We start from the raw sequence: 19957 nt of genomic DNA on the forward strand, positions 1-19957 counted from the left end.
TACTTAAATGTTAAGTAAAGTTATAAAAAAGCTTGAATTAACATCTAAATAAACTGCTTTTTTTACCTTAGCCTAGTAAACTGATAAAAATTACGAATGAATAAATTAATTTGGTTGTTATTTCCCGCCACAATCTTTGCTCAAAAAAGAGAAACACAAATAAAAGTTAATGCGTTAACAATGCCACTTGCAATGGTAAATCTTGGTGTTGAACATGCAATCACAGATAGGATAACTTTACAAGCTGACGGTTTTATCTCTCCATGGAAATCATTTGCAGGTAATCATTTACAAATGTATATGGTTTTTGGTGAAGGTAGATATTACTTTGATAAATCTTTTAGTAAATTTTATATAGGTCCAAACATTGGAGTTGGTTTCTTTGATCTTCAAAAATGGAATTATTGGAACACTGATAAATACCAACGAGGAATAGCAATTTTAACAGGAGCTACAATTGGATATCAAGTAAAAATTAACGAAAATTGGGGATTAGATGTTTTTGTTGGTGGAGGACACTCTCAAGGAAATTACAAAGGATATTATAAAGAAGATTCTCCTAATTTCGGACGATATGATTCTGCGCAATCATTTAATAAAAGTGGGGAGTGGCTGCTTTACAAAGGCGGTGTAATGCTTACTTATAAATTTAAACGAAAAAAATCCAACTAAAATTAGTTGGATTTTTTATATCTAGTATTATTTTACTCTTACACAGGCGTATTCATATCGAAAGCCTCTAGATATTCGGCAACACGTTTTACAAACATACCTCCTAAAGCTCCATCCACAACACGGTGATCGTAAGCATGAGATAAGTACATTTTATGACGAATTGCAATCATATCTCCTTGCGGAGTTTCGATAACAGCAGGTTTTTTCACAATTGCACCAACAGCCAAAATAGCTACTTGAGGTTGAGGAATAATTGGCGTTCCTAATGTATTTCCGAAAGAACCAATATTTGTAATTGTATACGTTCCTCCCTGTATTTCTGCTGGTTTCAATTTATTATTACGCGCACGATTTGCTAAATCATTAACCTGAGAAGCTAACCCCGCTAAATTAAATTGATCTGCATTTTTGATAACAGGAACAATTAAATTTCCACTTGGTAAAGCAGCCGCCATTCCAATATTGATATTTTTCTTCTTAATAATTTTATCTCCAACAACCGAAGCATTAATCATTGGGAAATCTTGAATTGCTTTTGCTACAGCTTCGATAAAAATTGGCATGAAGGTAATTTTCTCACCATGTTTTTTCTGAAATTCATTTTTATTTTTATCTCTCCACAACACAATATTCGTCATATCAACTTCTACGAAAGACGTTACGTGAGGAGCAATTTGTTTTGCTTGTAGCATATTTTGCGCAATAATTTTACGCATTCTATCCATTTCGATAATTTCGTCTCCTTCACCAACAGAAATTGGCGCAGATTGCACTTGCGGTGCTTGAGGTTGAGCAACTGGTGCAGCAACAGAAGTCGTAACAACTGTTTTCGCTGGTTGATTTCCTCTATTTTTAACGAAATCCAAAATATCATCTTTCGTTACACGTCCGTCTTTTCCAGAACCTGAAATTTGATCTAACTCAGCCTGAGAAACACCTTCTTCTTTCGCAATAGATTTTACTAAAGGAGAATAAAATTTATCATCAGACGAAGTAATAACCGTTTCAGTTTTGATTGTTGCAACTTCAGCTTCGATAGATTTTGCTGCATCTGCAATTTCCTGATCGCTACTTGTATCTACTTCTTCTACCGAATCAGCTTGTTCTACAACTCCATCAACAGACAAAATTGCGATAGGCTCACCTACTTTTGCAATTCCATCTACCGGAACTAAGATTTCTTTTAAAACTCCTGCAACTGGCGAAGGAACATCAGAATCTACTTTATCTGTTGCGATTTCTACAACCGATTCATCTTCACTAATCGAATCACCAATATTTTTGATCCAATTTGTTACAGTAGCTTCCATTACACCTTCTCCCATAGAAGGTAGAATTAATTTATAGTCAGACATTCTTGTGTTATTTGCTAAATACAAATCTAAACATTTTTTCGATTCAAAAAAATACTGTTAAAAAGATTAATGCTTTTTATTTTTAAATTATTCGCATTAATATCATAAATAATTATCAATTTAATAATTGATCTAACTTTTATAAGATTATTTTTAATGATTTGATAGTTTTGATTACATAAAAAAATCCCCCAATCTAAGATTGAGGGACTTTTTGAAATATTAAGAATGATTCTTAAGCTTCGTAAGTTGCAGTACCGTTGTTTACTTGAGGTTCTTTGATTTCACCAAAGCTTTTCTCGAAGTTAGTTACGTTTTCTGCTAACGATTGAGATAATTGTTTTGCTTGTAATGGAGACAAAATAATTCTTGATTTTACTGATGGTCTAGCACCTGGTAAAAATTGAACGAAATCTACAACGAACTCAGATGGTGAGTGGTTGATGATTGCTCCTGTAGCATAAACACCTTGAGCTACTAATTCGTTTAACTCAATGTTTAATCCTTCGTTTTGTTGATTTTCTGACATTATAATTCTTGTTTTGCGTTTATTAATTCCTCGTATTCACGGTTAGATCCTACGATGATGTTTTGATACTCTTTTAATCCAGTTCCGGCAGGAATTAAGTGACCAACAATAACGTTTTCTTTTAATCCTACTAAACCGTCTACTTTACCAGCTACAGCTGCTTCGTTAAGAACTTTTGTAGTTTCCTGGAACGATGCCGCAGACATGAAAGATTTAGTTTGTAAAGACGCTCTTGTAATACCTTGTAAAACTGCTTCTGCTGTTGCAGGTAAAGCCTCACGAGCTGTCACTAAGTTTTTGTCTTCACGTTTTAATTTAGAGTTTTCGTCACGTAATTCGCGAACTGTGATGATTTGTCCTGGACTTAATGTGTCAGAATCACCAGCATCTTCTACGACTTTCATTCCAAATAAACGATCGTTTTCTTGCATGAAATCGTCTTTGTGCTCTAAACTATCTTCTAAGAATCTTGAATCTCCTGAGTCTACAATACGAACTTTACGTAACATTTGACGTACGATAATTTCGAAGTGTTTGTCATCAATTTTTACCCCTTGTAAACGGTATACATCTTGAATCTCGTTTACTAAGTATTCTTGAACCGCTGTCGGCCCTAAGATTCTTAAAATATCTTCTGGTGTAATTGCTCCATCTGATAAAGGCTCACCTGCACGTACGAAGTCATTTTCTTGAACTAAGATTTGTGCTGATAATTTAACTAAGTAACGACGGATTTCACCATTTTTAGATTCAACGATGATTTCGCGGTTACCACGTTTTATTTTACCGAAAGATACAACTCCATCCATTTCACAAACAACTGATGGGTTAGATGGATTACGAGCCTCTAACAACTCTGTAATACGAGGTAAACCTCCTGTAATATCGCCAGATTTAGCTGACTTACGAGGAATCTTAACTAAGATTTTACCTGCATTAATTTTTTCTCCATCATTTACCATTAAGTGTGCACCTACTGGTAAGTTGTATGTTTTTTCTTCACCATCAATCGTGATAACTCTTAACGCTGGAACTAATTTTTTATTACGTGATTCAGAAATAACTTTTTCTTGGAATCCTGTTTGCTCATCGATTTCAATTTGGAAAGTTACCCCTTGCTCTAATTGTTCGTACTCGATTTTACCAGTAGATTCCGCGATGATTACCCCGTTATAAGGGTCCCAACTTGCAATCTCTTGACCTTTTTGAACTTTAGCTCCGTTTTTAACAGATAAGATAGTACCATAAGCGATGTTAGTTTGTTGACGAACGTTTCCTAAATCGTCAATTACTTTCATCTCTGTAGAACGAGAAACAACTGTATCTACTTTGTTACCTGCATCATCTGTCGATTCAACAGTACGTAAGTCATCAAACTCAACTGTACCATCAACTTTAGCATTAATTGTATTTTGCTCAGAAACGTTACCCGCAGTACCCCCAACATGGAAAGTACGTAATGTTAACTGTGTACCAGGCTCACCAATAGATTGTGCAGCAACTACACCAACTGATTCACCTTTCTGAACACCTTTACCTGTAGCTAAGTTACGTCCGTAACATTTAGCACAAATTCCAGTTTTCGCTTCACATGTTAATGGAGAACGAACTTCTACATTTTCAATACCAGCTGCTTCTAAAGCATCACCAATATCTTCTGTAATAATGTTACCAGCAGAAATGATTAATTCACCATTATCTGGGTTGTAAATATCATTTAATGAAGTACGACCTAATACACGAGAAGATAAACTTTCGATGATTTCTTCTTTTTTCTTAAGTGCAGATACTTCTAAACCTCTTAATGTACCACAATCTTCGTGCATTACGATAACGTCTTGCGCAACGTCAACTAAACGACGAGTCAAGTATCCAGCATCGGCAGTTTTTAAGGCAGTATCGGCAAGACCTTTACGCGCACCGTGCGAAGAAATAAAGTACTCTAAGATAGACAGACCTTCACGGAAGTTAGAGATAATTGGGTTTTCGATGATATCCCCACCAGTAGAACCAGCTTTTTGAGGTTTAGCCATCAATCCACGCATACCTGATAACTGACGAATTTGCTCTTTAGATCCACGCGCTCCAGAATCAAGCATCATGAATACAGAGTTAAATCCTTGTTGATCTTCTGTCATACGTTTCATTACAATTTCAGTTAAAGTTGCGTTTGTTGTTGTCCAAACATCAATAACTTGGTTGTAACGTTCGTTATTTGTAATAAGACCCATATTATAGTTCATCTTAATGTTCTCAACTTGGTTGATCGCACCTGAGATAAGGTCTTTCTTTTGTTCTGGGATTAAGATATCTCCTAATGAGAATGATAAACCACCCTCGAAGGCATTACGGTATCCTAATTGTTTCATATCATCCAAGAAAGCAGCCGTTGTAGGGAAATCTGTAATCTTGATGATTTTATTAATAATTGTACGTAACGATTTTTTCGTTAATACTTCATTAATATAACCTACTTGTTTCGGAACGATTTGGTTAAATAACACACGTCCTACTGAAGTTTCGATTAATTGATTTTCTACTAACTCCTCTCCTACACGAATTGTTCCTTTTACACGAATTGGCGCGTTTAAGTCAACAGCTCCTTCGTTGTATGCAATTTGAACTTCTTCATCTGAATAGAAAGTTAATCCTTCACCTTTTACTGTAAATTGGTGGTCTGTACGACGAATTTTCGTCATGTAGTAAAGACCTAAAACCATATCCTGAGAAGGTACAGTAATTGGAGATCCATTTGCAGGATTCAAAATATTTTGAGAAGCCAACATTAATAATTGTGCTTCTAAAACAGCTTCTGGTCCTAATGGTAAGTGAACAGCCATCTGGTCACCATCGAAATCGGCATTGAAGGCAGTACACACTAATGGGTGTAAACGAATTGCTTTACCTTCGATTAATTTCGGTTGGAATGCTTGGATACCTAAACGGTGTAACGTAGGGGCACGGTTTAATAAAACTGGATGACCTTTGATTACATTTTCTAAAATATCCCAAACAACTGGCTCTTTTCTATCGATAATTTTCTTAGCCGATTTAACTGTTTTTACAATTCCACGCTCGATTAATTTACGAACTACGAATGGTTTGTATAATTCAGCTGCCATATCTTTTGGTAAACCACATTCGTGTAATTTAAGTGTTGGTCCAACAACAATTACAGAACGAGCAGAATAATCTACACGTTTACCTAATAAGTTTTGACGGAAACGACCTTGTTTACCTTTTAATGAATCAGATAATGATTTTAACGGACGGTTACCATCAGCTTTTACAGCAGATGCTTTACGCGTGTTATCAAATAATGAATCAACCGCTTCTTGTAACATACGTTTTTCATTACGTAAGATTACTTCTGGCGCTTTGATTTCCATTAATCGTTTCAAACGATTGTTACGGATAATTACACGACGATATAAATCATTTAAATCTGATGTTGCAAAACGACCACCATCTAATGGAACTAATGGACGTAATTCTGGTGGAATAACCGGAATAACGCGCATTACCATCCATTCTGGACGGTTTACGTGGTGCATATTTGACTCACGTAACGACTCAACAACTTGTAAACGTTTTAACGCTTCTGTACGACGTTGTTTAGAAGTTTCGTTGTGTGCTTTGTGTCTTAATTCGTAAGATAACTCATCTAAATTGATACGAGATAATAGGTCTTCTAATGCTTCAGCACCCATTTTCGCAACGAATTTATTAGGATCTGTATCTTCTAGATATTGATTCTCGATTGGAAGAGTTTCTAAGATATCTAAATACTCTTCTTCTGATAAGAAATCTAATCTATTTAATTCTTCACCTTCTGGTCCTTTTGCGATACCTGGTTGAATCACTACATATCTTTCATAGTAAATTACCATGTCTAATTTCTTAGATGGTAATCCTAAGATGTAACCAATTTTGTTTGGTAATGAACGGAAATACCAAATATGTGCAATTGGCACAACAAGATTGATGTGTCCAATACGCTCACGACGAACTTTCTTTTCAGTAACTTCAACCCCACAACGGTCACAAACGATACCTTTATAACGGATTCTTTTATATTTTCCGCAGGCACATTCGTAATCTTTTACAGGTCCAAAGATACGCTCACAGAATAACCCGTCACGCTCTGGTTTGTGCGTTCTATAGTTAATCGTTTCAGGTTTTAAAACTTCACCTTTAGATTCTTGAAGAATCGATTCTGGAGAAGCTAACCCGATACGGATTTTTGAGAATTGACTTGTTTTATTTTTTGTTGACATATAGAAATGTATCTAACAATTATATTATTATAACGAAAAAGGTAGAATAATAGGTTGCCCTATTATTCTTCCAAGTTTATGTCTAATCCAAGACCTTGTAATTCATGTAACAATACGTTAAATGATTCTGGAATACCAGGTTCTGGCATTGGCTCTCCTTTTACGATTGCTTCGTAAGTTTTCGCACGTCCAATTACGTCATCCGACTTAACTGTTAAGATTTCGCGTAAGATATTAGATGCACCGAATGCTTCTAATGCCCAAACCTCCATCTCTCCGAAACGTTGTCCACCGAATTGTGCTTTACCTCCTAATGGTTGTTGAGTAATTAATGAGTATGGTCCGATAGAACGCGCGTGCATTTTGTCGTCAACCATGTGTCCTAATTTCAACATGTAAATCACCCCTACAGTAGCTTTTTGATCAAAACGTTCTCCAGTATTACCGTCATATAAATATGTTGTACCGTGTTTTGGAATACCTGCTTCTTCTGTGATGCGATCGATATCAGCGATTTCAGCACCATCGAAGATAGGTGTAGCAAATTTTTGACCCATTTTAAGTCCAGCCCATCCTAATACCGTTTCATAAATCTGACCGATATTCATACGAGATGGTACCCCAAGTGGATTAAGTACGATATTTACTGGCGTTCCGTCTTCTAAGAAAGGCATATCTTCGTCGCGAACGATACGTGCAACAATACCTTTGTTACCGTGACGTCCTGCCATTTTATCCCCTACTCTTAGTTTACGTTTTTTCGCAATGTAGATTTTTGCTAATTTAACGATACCTGCAGGTAACTCGTCTCCAACAGAGATTGTAAATCTTTCGCGGTTAAGTGCTCCTTGTAAATCATTGTACTTAATTTTGTAATTATGTAACAATTCTTTTACTAATTCGTTCTTATCCTCGTCTGTTGTCCAAAGAGATTCTGCTCCAGTTAAATTTAAGAAATCTTCAACATTAGATAAGATTTTTTGTGTGTATTTTACACCTTTCTTGATTACTTCTTCATTCAAGTCGTTGTAAATACCTTGAGAAGTTTTTCCGTTTAATAAAACGTATAATTTCTCTAATAAAATCTCTCTTAATTCGTTGAATTTAACGTCGTACTCAGCTTCTACACTATCAATAATAGCTTTGTCTTGAGAACGTTTACGTTTATCCTTAATACTACGTGAGAATAATTTTTTGTCGATAACAACACCACGTAATGATGGAGAGGCTTTAAGAGAAGCATCTTTTACATCACCTGCTTTGTCACCAAAGATCGCACGTAATAATTTTTCTTCTGGAGTTGGATCAGATTCTCCTTTTGGAGTAATCTTACCAATCAAGATATCACCAGGTTTTACTTCTGCTCCAATACGGATCATACCGTTTTCGTCTAAGTCTTTTGTAGCCTCTTCTGAAACGTTAGGAATGTCTGAAGTTAATTCTTCCATACCTAATTTTGTATCACGTACATCTAATGAATACTCATCGATGTGGATAGATGTAAACCAGTCTTCGCGAACAGCTTTTTCAGAGATTACAATAGCATCCTCGAAGTTGTACCCCTGCCAAGGCATAAAGGCAACAACCATGTTACGACCAATTGCTAATTCTCCTCCTTCTGTTGCATAACCTTCAGATAAAACTTGTCCTTTCTCTACACGATCACCAACTTTTACAATTGGTTTCAACGTAATTGTAGTTCCTTGATTCGTCTTTCTGAATTTTGTTAAATTATATGTTTTCTCAGCAGTATCGAAGCTTACTAATTCTTCGTCTTCTGAACGATCATATTTAATTGTTATAATGTCAGCATCAACATAAGTTACTGTACCTTCACGTTCTGCATTTACTAAGATTCTTGAATCTTTTGCAACTTGTTTTTCTAATCCAGTACCTACAATTGGTGCTTGAGGTTTTAATAATGGAACTGCCTGACGCATCATGTTCGATCCCATTAACGCACGGTTGGCGTCATCATGCTCCAAGAAAGGAATTAATGATGCTGAGATAGAAGCAATCTGGTTAGGTGCAACGTCAATTAAATCAACTTCTGCTGGCGTTACAACAGGGAAATCCCCATCTTCACGAGCAGTTACACGTTCAGTAGCAATAGTACCATCGTCTGTCATGTCGATATTGGCTTGAGCAATTACTTTTGATTCCTCCTCTTCCGCAGTTAAATAGATTGGTGCTGATTCGACGTCCACTTTTCCATCTTCTACTTTTCTGTACGGTGTTTCGATGAACCCTAAGTTATTAACTTTAGCGAATACACATAATGACGAAATCAAACCAATGTTTGGTCCCTCAGGAGTTTCAATTGGACATAAACGTCCGTAATGAGTGTGGTGTACGTCACGTACCTCGAATCCCGCTCTTTCTCTTGATAAACCTCCAGGTCCTAATGCTGATAAACGACGTTTGTGTGTAATCTCTGATAATGGATTTGTTTGGTCCATGAACTGAGATAACTGGTTCGTTCCGAAGAATGAGTTGATAACAGATGATAATGTTTTAGCATTAATCAAATCGATTGGTGTAAACACCTCGTTGTCACGAACATTCATTCTTTCACGGATAGTTCTAGCCATACGAGCTAAACCTACTCCGAATTGGCTAGCCATTTGCTCACCTACCGTTCTTACACGACGGTTAGATAAGTGGTCAATATCATCCACCTCTGCTTTAGAGTTGATTAATTCGATTAAATATTTAATAATCGAAATGATATCTTCACGAGTCAATACTTGTACGTCCTCGCTAATGCTTAAGCCTAATTTTTTATTTAATCTGTAACGACCTACTTCACCTAATGAATAACGTTGATCAGAGAAGAATAATTTGTCAATAATTCCTCTTGCTGTTTCCTCATCTGGTGGCTCAGCGTTACGTAATTGTCTATAGATGTACTCTACTGCTTCTTTTTCAGTGTTAGTAGGGTCTTTTTGTAAAGTATTATGGATAATTCCATAATCAGCAGAATTGATATCTTCTTTGTGTAATAAGATCGTCTTAACACCAGAATCTACGATTTGATCGATGTGATCTTTCTCTAAGATTGTTTCACGGTCTAAGATAATTTCATTACGCTCGATAGATACAACTTCTCCTGTATCTTCATCTACGAAATCCTCGTGCCATGTATTTAATACACGTGCAGCAAGTTTACGACCTACAACTTTCTTTAAATTAGCTTTATTAACTTTTACTTCTTCTGCTAAGTCGAAAATTTCTAAGATATCTTTATCTCTTTCGTATCCGATAGCACGTAATAAGGTAGTTAATGGTAACTTTTTCTTACGATCGATGTAAGCGTACATTACGCTGTTGATGTCTGTTGCGAACTCAATCCAAGATCCTTTGAAAGGAATGATACGAGATGAGTACAATTTTGTACCATTCGCGTGGAAAGATTGTCCGAAGAATACCCCAGGAGAACGGTGTAATTGAGATACAATAACACGCTCTGCACCATTAATAATGAATGATCCTGAAGGAGACATGTAAGGAATTGTTCCTAAGTATACGTCTTGCACTACAGTTTCGAAATCTTCGTGTTCTTCGTCCGTACAGTATAATTTAAGACGAGCTTTCAATGGTACGCTGTACGTTAATCCTCTTTCGATACACTCATCAATTGTGTAACGTGGTGGATCTACGAAATAATCTAAGAATTCTAAAACAAACTGATTGCGAGTATCCGTAATTGGAAAATTCTCAGCAAATGTTCGGTAAAGACCTTCATTTTTTCGTTGGTCAGGTCTTGTTTCCAACTGGAAAAAATCTTCAAACGATTTGATCTGAATGTCAAGGAAATCTGGGAACTGAGCGACTGCTTTTGCAGAAGAGAAGTTCAATCTTTCTTTTTTCTCAGTCGAGTTGCTTAATGTTGCTTTAGTGGCCAATTTCGAATGAATTTTGGTTTATATAATGACTTTATGCGTAAAAAGGTTTAGACCTAACACGTCCTGTGTTAGGTCCAAACCTATATTTTTGAGTAATAAAAATTACTTCAATTCTACTACTGCACCAGCTTCTTCTAGCTGTTTCTTTAAAGCTTCAGCTTCGTCTTTAGAAACTGCTTCTTTAACTGTTGCTGGAGTTGAATCTACTAAATCTTTAGCTTCTTTTAATCCTTTTCCAGTTAATTCTTTAACTAATTTAACAACTGCTAATTTAGATGCACCTGCTTCTTTTAAGATTACGTCGAATTCTGATTGCTCTTCAGCAGCTTCACCTGCTCCACCTGCAGCAACAACTACAGCAGCAGCAGCTGGTTCGATTCCGTACTCATCTTTTAAGATTGTAGATAATTCATTAACTTCTAAAACTGTTAAGTTTACTAACTCTTCAGCTAATTTTTTTAAATCTGCCATTTTAATGCTTTTTGTTTTTTAAACTTTTATTTGATATGAGTGTGTCTTATTCTTCTGAAGCTCCTTCTTCTGCTTTTGCAGCCTCTTTGTTCTCTAATTGAGAAACAACAGTTTTGATTGGAGATTGAAGTAACATGATGATGTCTGCGATTAATTCTTCGCGAGATTTCAATGCTACTAATTGTGGTAATTTGTCATCACCTACGAATGTATTATCTTCAATCCAAGCTCCTTTTAAAATAGGTTTTTCAGATTTTTTTCTGAAAGTATCGATTACTTTAGCTGGTGCATTACCAACTTCAGCAGTCATTAATGCTGTATTTCCTTTTAAAGATCCGTAAAGCTCTTCGAAGTTTTTGTCTTCGATTTGCTCCATAGCTTTCTTTAATAAAGTGTTTTTTACTACGCGTAAAGATACATTGCTTTTGTAGCAAGCTCTTCTTAATTCAGTAGTATTAACAGCGTTTAATCCGTCGATATCTGCTAAGTAGATGATTTTTGCTTCTGCTAATACAGCTTGCAATTCATCTATCATATTTGCTTTATCTTGTTTTGTCATTGCCATAATCTACTAATTTTAAGCGTTTACACTTTTTGGATCTACTGATACACCTACAGATTGAGTTGTAGAAAGCGTGATGCTTTTTACATATGTTCCTTTAGCAGCTGTTGGTTTTAATTTAATTAAAGTTTGAATTAACTCATTCGCATTTTCTTTAATTTTATCAGCATCGAAAGATACTTTACCAACTGCAGCGTGGATGATTCCGTAACGATCTACTTTGAAGTCGATTTTACCTGCTTTTACTTCAGAAACGGCTTTACCTACTTCTAAAGTTACAGTACCTGATTTTGGGTTAGGCATTAATCCACGAGGTCCTAAAACACGTCCTAATGGTCCTAATTTACCCATAACAGCTGGCATAGTAACGATAACGTCAACATCTGTCCAACCTTCTTTAATTTTTTGTAAGTATTCGTCTAATCCTACATAGTCTGCACCTGCTGCTTTAGCTTCTGCTTCTTTGTCTGGAGTAACTAATGCTAATACTTTTACATCTTTACCTGTTCCGTGTGGTAATGAAACTACACCACGAACCATTTGGTTAGCTTTCTTAGGATCTACACCTAAACGAACTGCTATATCTACAGAAGCATCAAACTTAGCGTAGTTAACTTCCTTTACTAATGATGATGCTTCATCAATAGAGTAAAGTTTGTTTTTTTCTACTTTAGCTAATACTTCTTTTTGTCTTTTTGTTAACTTTGCCATTTCCTAAAATGTTTTAATTATTCTGGAGCTTGCCCACCTTTTACAGTTATACCCATAGAACGTGCAGTTCCAGCAACCATTTTCATAGCAGATTCAACAGTAAAACAGTTCATGTCCGCTAATTTGTCTTCAGCAATAGCTCTAACTTGATCCCAAGTAACAGTACCAACTTTTTGACGGTTAGGTACACCTGAAGCTTTTTTCAATTTCGCAGCTTCCATTAACTGAATAGCAGCTGGTGGAGTTTTAATTACGAAATCGAATGATTTGTCTTGATACACAGTAATAACAACTGGTAACACTGCACCTTGTTTTTCTTGTGTACGTCCATTAAATTGTTTACAAAACTCCATGATGTTAACACCTGCAGCACCTAAAGCTGGCCCTACTGGTGGTGAAGGATTTGCTTGTCCTCCTTTAACTTGAAGTTTTACAACTTTTTCAATTTTTTTTGCCATTTTTTTAATTCTTAAAATTAAGCGTTATGTGGAAGCAGCCTAAATTTCTACTTTTAATTTGTTGATAGATTGATTATGCAATCTTTTCAACTTGGTTAAAACTTAACTCTAGTGGTGTTTTACGTCCGAAGATTAAAACCATCACTTCAAGTTTACGTTTATCTTCAATGATTTTTTCAACTGTTCCGTTGAACCCATTGAATGGTCCGTCGATTACTTTTACAGTTTCTCCTACGATGTAAGATATTCCTAAGTTTGTATCAACGTTTTCTGCTAATTCGTCAACTTTACCTAACATTCGGTTAACTTCCGATTGTCTCATCGGTACAGGATCACCTCCTTTCGTTGCACTCAAAAAGCTAATTACACCTGATGTATTCTTTACCATGTGAGGAATTTCCCCTACAAGTTCAGCTTCTATCATGATGTAACCAGGAAAGTGTACTTTTTCCTTTTGATATTTTTTACCGTTACGGATTTGAATCACTTTTTCCATAGGAACAACAATTTGTCCTACATAATCATTCAAATTTTGGTACTGAATTTCTCTTTCAATATAATCCTTAACTTTCAGCTCTTGTCCAGCTACAGTCTTGATTACATACCATTTCTTTTCACTCATGATTCTAATTACTAAACGGGATATTTTACAAACTAAAAAGCGCCGTAGATAAAGTTAAGCACTTGTGTGAATAATGTATCTACCGCATATAAAAATATAGCTAACAAAACTGTAGCTATTGCAACAATAATTGTGTCTCTTTGTAGATCTGAGAATGATGGCCATGTAACATGATCTTTAAATTCTACAAAGGAATCTTTAAAATATTGTACGACTTTCATATCGTTTTCATTTAGCACGGGCACAAGGATTCGAACCCTGATCAACGGTTTTGGAGACCGCTATTCTACCATTGAACTATGCCCGTAGAATAAAAAGAGTGGTAATCATTGAAGATTACCACATCTTCTATATTATATTTTGACTAATTAGTCTAAAATTTCAGTTACCTGACCAGCACCAACTGTACGTCCACCTTCACGGATTGCGAAACGTAAACCTTCGTTTAATGCGATTGGTTGTAATAATTCAACTGTAATAGTTAAGTTATCTCCTGGTAAAACCATCTCAACTCCTTCTGGTAAGTTGATTTCCCCTGTTACGTCAGTTGTACGTACGTAGAACTGTGGACGGTAACGGTTGTGGAATGGAGTGTGACGACCACCTTCTTCTTTAGTTAAGATATAAACCTCAGCTTTGAATTTTTTGTGTGGTTTAACAGATCCTTGTTTCGCGATAACCATACCACGACGGATGTCAGTTTTATCAACACCACGTAATAATAAACCTACGTTATCACCAGCTTCACCTCTATCTAAGATTTTACGGAACATTTCAACACCTGTTACAGTAGAAGTTAATTTTTCTTCTCCCATACCAACGATGTCAACTGGATCCCCAGAGTTGATTACACCAGCCTCGATACGTCCTGTTGCAACAGTACCACGACCTGTAATAGAGAATACATCCTCTACTGGCATTAAGAATGGTTTATCTTGATCACGAACTGGTTGCTCGATCCACTCATCAACATTGTTCATTAAGTTCAATACAGTTTCAACCCATTGAGGCTCACCGTTTAACGCACCTAAAGCAGATCCTTGGATAACTGGAGTGTTATCTCCGTCATATTCGTAAGAAGATAATAAATCTCTTACTTCCATTTCTACTAACTCTAATAACTCAGCATCGTCAACCATATCAACTTTGTTTAAGAAAACAACGATACGAGGAACGTTCACTTGGCGACATAATAAGATGTGCTCACGAGTTTGAGGCATTGGACCATCAGTAGCAGCTACTACTAAGATACCACCATCCATTTGAGCAGCTCCTGTAACCATGTTTTTTACGTAATCCGCGTGACCTGGACAGTCAACGTGTGCGTAGTGACGGTTAGCAGTTTCGTACTCTACGTGAGATGTATTAATTGTAATACCACGCTCTTTTTCTTCTGGAGCATTATCGATTTGATCGAAAGCTTTTGCTTCTGAATAACCAGCATCAGCTAATACTTTAGTAATCGCTGCAGTCAAAGTTGTTTTACCGTGGTCAACGTGACCAATAGTACCAATATTTAAGTGCGGCTTATTACGGTTGAAAGTTTCCTTTGCCATTTTACTTTTTATTAATTTCTATTGTTATACTTAAATTAAAAAAATAACTTTAAATTATTTTCAAGTGTAAAAATACACTTTTTGATTTATATAAAGATATTAATTTTTGACTCGCGTTAACCTTGGTTTAAATGAGTTTCAACAACTACTTAAAAGATTAACTATACTGGACGAACCAGAATTTGAGCGGGAAACGGGACTCGAACCCGCAACATTCAGCTTGGAAGGCTGACGCTCTACCAATTGAGCTATTCCCGCATTCACTTCTAAAAAGCTTTGCAAATTTAAAGATTAAATCCTAAACCACAAAAAATTTTAAAAATTAAGTTTGTGGGGAGAGCAGGATTCGAACCTGCGAAGGTTACCCAACGGATTTACAGTCCGTCCTCGTTGGCCGCTTGAGTATCTCCCCGCCTTACTTTTTTTGTTCTTCTAAAAACTTCGAGCCGATAGAGGGACTCGAACCCACGACCTGCTGATTACAAATCAGCTGCTCTAGCCAGCTGAGCTACATCGGCATTTTTGTTTTTAAAAGCGTTATTTAAAAGAACAGTCCGTTAAATATGTTTGTTTAACGGACTGCAAATTTACGTTGTTTTTTGAATTAACCAAATTTTTAGGTTCTTTTTTTAGTCAATTCCCTATTTTTTATCTTTCGCTAATTTTTTCTTTTTTTCTGATAATTAATTTTTTTAATGTATCTACCGCTAAATCAATACATTCTTCAAAAGATTGTCCTGTTTTACTTACAACAATATCATCTCCTGGTACTTCTAACTTAATATCAACTGTCTTGTTATTTTTTTCTGCAGTATTCTCTAATTTAAAAGAAACATTCGCTGCAATGATTTTGTCTGACAAAGTTTCTAATTTTTCTAATTTTTTCTCTAAATACTCCTCTAAACCTGGTTTAGTATTGAAGTTTACTGCTTGAAAGTTAATTGTCATAATTACTCTTTTTTGTTCTCACGCGGGTGAGCTTTGTTAAACACTTTTTTTAAATTTTCTATACTCCCATGTGTATAAATTTGAGTCGATGACAAACTTGAATGCCCTAAGATATCTTTTACCGCATTCAGATCTGCTCCGGAATCTAACATATGGGTCGCAAATGAATGCCTCAACATATGAGGACTTTTTTTATGTTTTACACTTATAAGACTAAGATAGTATTTTACTTTCGAATAAACAAGATTATCATACAAAGGTTTTCCTTTTTCTGTTACAAAAACATTCGTACATTGTAAGGTAATTTCATTATGTTTTCTGGTGTTATAATTCGCCAAATCCTCTAACAGAAAGGTCGAAATAGGAATTATGCGTTCTTTGTTTCTTTTTCCAAGAACTTTTATAGAAAGTGTATTCGGATCGATATCATTTTCTTTTAAACCAATTAATTCGGCACGTCGAATCCCTGTTTGATACATTACATCAATCATTAATCGATCACGTAAACCTTCGAATGTATCTGGAAAAAACTCATCATTATTCAATAAATCATTCAACTCTGCTTCTGTAAATGGCACCAAAACTTGTTTATTTTGTTTGAGTGAATGAATTTGTTCGATTGGATTAATGGTAAGATGATTTTCTTTGATCAGATATTTATAAAATGTTCGCAAAGCGCTTAATTTGCGATTAACCGTTTTCTCAGACTTTTCTAATTCTGATAAATGCATCACAAATGCACGAATATGATTTTTTGTTGCAAGTTGTATTTCTGACGAATTTTCTTCTTGTTGATAGAACTCAACAAAATCGTCCAAATCTCTTTTGTAGCTGGTGATTGTTAGCGTAGAATAGTTTTTCTCGAGCGCTAAATAATCTAAGAATAGTTGAATAAATTCCATAAAAAAACCTATTCATCAAAGTTACAACTTTAATAAATAGGTCAACAGAAATTAATTTCTTTATATCGTTTAAAACGGCAATTTATGCTTCCTCCTTTTCGATTAAGGCTTGTTTGTAGATTGCTCTACTCATCTTAATTCTATTTGTAACAGAAGGTTTTGTAAATTGTTGACGTGCTCTTAACTGACGTACAACACCTGTTTTATCAAATTTTCTTTTGTATTTTTTTAGAGCTCTTTCGATTGACTCTCCGTCTTTTACTGGTATAATCAACATAATTTTATCTATTTCTTTTTGAGATGGCAAATATACAACTCTTTAGTAATTAAACAAATCGTTTTGTATTAATCTTTCAAAATATTTCTTCCAATCACTAATTTTTGGATCTCCGTTGTCCCTTCACCAATTGTACATAACTTAGAATCACGGTAGAATTTCTCTACTGGAAAATCTTTTGTATATCCGTATCCACCAAATATTTGAACCGCTTCATTCGAGATTTTAACACACGCTTCCGATGCATAATATTTTGCCATTGCACCTTCTGTCGTCATTGGTTTTTTATGATTTTTTAAATAAGATGCTTTACGAATTAATAATTCTGAAGCTTCGATTTCTGTAATCATTTCAGCCAATTTGAAGTTAATTGCTTGGAAATTTGCAATTGCAGTTCCAAACTGATGACGCTCCTGTGCATATTTCAATGCTGCTTTGTATGCTCCTTTCGCGATTCCTAAAGATAAAGCTGCAATCGAAATACGACCACCATCTAAAATCTTAAGCGCTTGCTTGAAACCATCACCTACGTTCCCTAAACGATTTGCGTCCGAAACACGTACATTATCGAAGATTAACTCTGCCGTTTCCGAAGCACGCATTCCTAATTTATTTTCTTTTTTACCTGATGTAAAACCTGGCGTTCCTTTTTCGATAACAAAAGCCGTCGCGTTATTTTTTGCTCCTTTCTCTCCCGTTCTTGTCATCACAACCGCAACATCACCAGAAATTGCATGTGTAATAAAGTTTTTTGCTCCGTTAATCACCCATTCATCTCCATCTTTTACAGCTGTTGTAGACATTCCTCCTGCATCAGATCCTGTGTTGTGCTCTGTTAATCCCCAAGCACCAATCCATTCTGCTGTTGCTAATTTTGGTAACCAACGTTGTTTTTGTTCTTCGTTACCGAATTCTAAAATATGATTTGTACAAAGTGAATTATGTGCCGCTACAGACAAACCGATAGAAGGATCAACTTGTGAAATTTCATCTACAATTGATACATATTCATCATATGACAAACCACTTCCTCCATATTCTTCTGGAACAACGATTCCCATGAATCCCATTTTTCCAAGTTCTTTGAAAACTTCAACTGGAAAAGTTTGAGCTTCATCCCACTCCATTATATTCGGTTGAATGTATTGTTTTGCAAAATCTCTTGCCGATTGCGCGATTAATGATAAATTTTCATTTTCTAAGAAATCCATTTTTTTGAGTTTTTTTGTTTTTTTATGACTTTCCTCCAAAAGTAATAAATTTCTATTAAGTGAAAAGTTTTTCTTTTACGATTATTTTTACTCATTAAAAATAATTGACTATCAGCGTGTTTAAGTTAATAATATCCTTAAAAAAAACAAATGTTTAAAGTCATTTTCGGAAATGATATTTGACATTTTAATTCGGATGAATTAATCCGAGTTTTGTTTCGAAAAATAAAATAAACATTATGAAAAAAGGACTATTAATATTAGGAGCAATCTTTGCATCAGCAATTTCATTTGGACAAGAGGCTAGTGAATTACATATGCGTGTAAGAGCAACTGGTGTAGTTCCTATGGAAGATGCTAAAATAGAAGCAATAGGTGGAAATGTAGCGGTTACAAACAATCTTATTCCAGAAATTGACTTTACCTATTATATTACAAAAAATATCGCGGCCGAATTAATCTTAGGAACATCTAAACACGAAGTTGTAGCGGTAAATACTGCATTAGGAAATTTAGATTTGGGACGAGTAATGCTGTTACCTCCAACTCTTAATGTACAATATCATTTGTATCCAACCAAAAACCTAAAACCTTATGTTGGTGCTGGAATTAATTATACAATCTTCTATGATCAAGGGCAAGGAAAAGGGAGAAACGCAGCCGTAACTAGTGTAGATTACAAAAACAATGTAGGTTTCGGATTTCAATTAGGATTTGATTACAAAATCAATGATAAATTATACTGGAACGTAGATGTTAAAAAATTGTACTTGAATACTGACGTTACAGTTGGTGCAGCTTTAGACAAACAAGTTTATGTACCAGCAGATGTAGATCTTAATCCTTGGTTAATCAGTACTGGTATTGGTTTCAAACTATTCTAAAATCGACCTTTTATATATATTATGATTTTTTATTAACCAACTAAAAGATCAAAAAGAGAAGCAATAGCTTCTCTTTTTTTTATTTAAATTGACTTATATCAAAATATTGCTCATAAATAGGTTTCAATTCAGTCAAATCTGTACAAGGAGTTTGTTCTAATTTTCGAATTTCGATTCCCTTTTTATAATCACTTAGAATTTCCTTATAATTATTAATGTAACCATAAGCTCCTATTCCAATTTTCTTAAAATTTAAATCTTCATGTTTTATTACAGAAACTTTTTTGTTTGTGAAATAATTCTCATTTACATATAAAATATCGATTAAATCAATGCAATTACCTTCAAAACCTTCTGGAATTCTTCTTCCAAAAATATTATCATTCATCATAAAAGATATTCCGTAGAAAATTATATTATCCTCTTTAAAAATATCAATCACAACCGCTTTAATATTATCCTCAAACAAAATAATATCTCCAAATTTGAATTTTAAATCAGAATCATCAATCTTACCATAATTTGTTTCACTTACAGCATTATTCTCTGAAACTGATGGATTACAACAGAAAAATGAAAACAAAACAATGTAAATTCCAAAATATTTCATAAGA

General features: G+C 35.0%; 18 protein-coding genes and 4 tRNA genes. 2 read left to right on the top strand and 20 right to left on the bottom strand.

What is annotated here, in order from left to right:
• Nucleotides 1-96 precede the first annotated feature (96 nt).
• Nucleotides 97-672 carry a DUF3575 domain-containing protein gene (locus B3J26_RS00100; protein WP_291072590.1) on the top strand — a complete coding sequence of 192 codons (576 nt, stop codon included), beginning with the start codon at nt 97-99 and terminating at the stop codon, nt 670-672.
• Nucleotides 673-710: 38 nt separating this feature from the next.
• On the opposite strand, the gene B3J26_RS00105 is transcribed toward B3J26_RS00100, so the two are convergent.
• The 19 genes from B3J26_RS00105 to B3J26_RS00195 all read right to left on the bottom strand — a co-directional run bounded on the left by B3J26_RS00105 (nt 711) and on the right by B3J26_RS00195 (nt 18459).
• A complete protein-coding gene (locus tag B3J26_RS00105) occupies nt 711-2030 on the bottom strand; it encodes a dihydrolipoamide acetyltransferase family protein (protein WP_291072592.1) in 1320 nt (439 codons plus the stop codon).
• Nucleotides 2031-2265: 235 nt separating this feature from the next.
• Nucleotides 2266-2559, bottom strand: a complete 294-nt coding sequence (locus tag B3J26_RS00110) for a DUF3467 domain-containing protein (RefSeq protein ID WP_038331074.1) — start codon at nt 2557-2559, stop codon at nt 2266-2268.
• Nucleotides 2559-6836, bottom strand: a complete 4278-nt coding sequence (gene rpoC / locus B3J26_RS00115; RefSeq protein WP_125349433.1) for a DNA-directed RNA polymerase subunit beta' — start codon at nt 6834-6836, stop codon at nt 2559-2561. The genes B3J26_RS00110 and rpoC overlap by 1 nt, the downstream gene beginning before the upstream one ends.
• A 62-nt stretch (nt 6837-6898) precedes the next feature.
• Complete coding sequence (gene rpoB, locus B3J26_RS00120) at nt 6899-10741, bottom strand: DNA-directed RNA polymerase subunit beta (protein ID WP_125349434.1); 3843 nt, start codon at nt 10739-10741, stop codon at nt 6899-6901.
• Between the two features lie 102 nt (nt 10742-10843).
• The gene (gene rplL / locus B3J26_RS00125; protein ID WP_019974307.1) at nt 10844-11212 is read right to left on the bottom strand and encodes a 50S ribosomal protein L7/L12; all 369 of its coding nucleotides are present in this window, start codon (nt 11210-11212) and stop codon (nt 10844-10846) included.
• Between the two features lie 46 nt (nt 11213-11258).
• A complete protein-coding gene (gene rplJ / locus B3J26_RS00130) occupies nt 11259-11771 on the bottom strand; it encodes a 50S ribosomal protein L10 (protein WP_115001950.1) in 513 nt (170 codons plus the stop codon).
• An 18-nt stretch (nt 11772-11789) separates the two neighbouring features.
• A complete protein-coding gene (gene rplA, locus B3J26_RS00135) occupies nt 11790-12485 on the bottom strand; it encodes a 50S ribosomal protein L1 (protein ID WP_038331070.1) in 696 nt (231 codons plus the stop codon).
• Nucleotides 12486-12502: 17 nt separating this feature from the next.
• The gene (rplK, locus tag B3J26_RS00140; RefSeq protein WP_038331069.1) at nt 12503-12943 is read right to left on the bottom strand and encodes a 50S ribosomal protein L11; all 441 of its coding nucleotides are present in this window, start codon (nt 12941-12943) and stop codon (nt 12503-12505) included.
• 73 nt (nt 12944-13016) lie between these two features.
• Entirely contained in the window at nt 13017-13565 is a 549-nt protein-coding gene (gene nusG, locus B3J26_RS00145; RefSeq protein WP_219033762.1) for a transcription termination/antitermination protein NusG, read from the bottom strand.
• Between the two features lie 32 nt (nt 13566-13597).
• Nucleotides 13598-13786, bottom strand: coding sequence for a preprotein translocase subunit SecE (gene secE / locus B3J26_RS00150; protein WP_038331172.1), 189 nt, complete (start codon nt 13784-13786; stop codon nt 13598-13600).
• Between the two features lie 15 nt (nt 13787-13801).
• A tRNA-Trp gene (locus B3J26_RS00155) sits at nt 13802-13872 on the bottom strand.
• A gap of 61 nt (nt 13873-13933) precedes the next feature.
• Nucleotides 13934-15121 (bottom strand): elongation factor Tu, encoded by a 1188-nt coding sequence (tuf, locus tag B3J26_RS00160; RefSeq protein ID WP_038331067.1) that lies wholly within the window; start codon nt 15119-15121, stop codon nt 13934-13936.
• Nucleotides 15122-15306: 185 nt separating this feature from the next.
• Nucleotides 15307-15379 (bottom strand) — tRNA-Gly (locus tag B3J26_RS00165).
• A 73-nt stretch (nt 15380-15452) separates the two neighbouring features.
• Nucleotides 15453-15533, bottom strand: a tRNA-Tyr gene (locus tag B3J26_RS00170).
• Between the two features lie 32 nt (nt 15534-15565).
• Nucleotides 15566-15639, bottom strand: a tRNA-Thr gene (locus tag B3J26_RS00175).
• Between the two features lie 130 nt (nt 15640-15769).
• Nucleotides 15770-16069 carry a ribosome hibernation-promoting factor, HPF/YfiA family gene (hpf, locus tag B3J26_RS00180; protein ID WP_038331066.1) on the bottom strand — a complete coding sequence of 100 codons (300 nt, stop codon included), beginning with the start codon at nt 16067-16069 and terminating at the stop codon, nt 15770-15772.
• 2 nt (nt 16070-16071) lie between these two features.
• A complete protein-coding gene (locus tag B3J26_RS00185) occupies nt 16072-16971 on the bottom strand; it encodes a tyrosine-type recombinase/integrase (RefSeq protein WP_038331065.1) in 900 nt (299 codons plus the stop codon).
• An 82-nt stretch (nt 16972-17053) separates the two neighbouring features.
• Nucleotides 17054-17248, bottom strand: coding sequence for a 30S ribosomal protein S21 (gene rpsU / locus B3J26_RS00190; protein ID WP_038331168.1), 195 nt, complete (start codon nt 17246-17248; stop codon nt 17054-17056).
• A 68-nt stretch (nt 17249-17316) separates the two neighbouring features.
• Nucleotides 17317-18459 (bottom strand): acyl-CoA dehydrogenase family protein, encoded by a 1143-nt coding sequence (locus B3J26_RS00195; protein WP_038331167.1) that lies wholly within the window; start codon nt 18457-18459, stop codon nt 17317-17319.
• Between the two features lie 239 nt (nt 18460-18698).
• Between B3J26_RS00195 and B3J26_RS00200 the strand changes: the two genes are divergently transcribed.
• Nucleotides 18699-19343, top strand: a complete 645-nt coding sequence (locus B3J26_RS00200) for an OmpW/AlkL family protein (RefSeq protein WP_125349437.1) — start codon at nt 18699-18701, stop codon at nt 19341-19343.
• A gap of 79 nt (nt 19344-19422) precedes the next feature.
• Here the strand turns inward: B3J26_RS00200 and B3J26_RS00205 are convergent, their stop codons facing one another.
• Nucleotides 19423-19953 (bottom strand): hypothetical protein, encoded by a 531-nt coding sequence (locus B3J26_RS00205; RefSeq protein WP_291072595.1) that lies wholly within the window; start codon nt 19951-19953, stop codon nt 19423-19425.
• Nucleotides 19954-19957: the final 4 nt, after the last annotated feature.

This window comes from Empedobacter sp. UBA5987, assembly GCF_002429865.1.
Lineage (GTDB): Bacteria > Bacteroidota > Bacteroidia > Flavobacteriales > Weeksellaceae > Empedobacter > Empedobacter falsenii_B.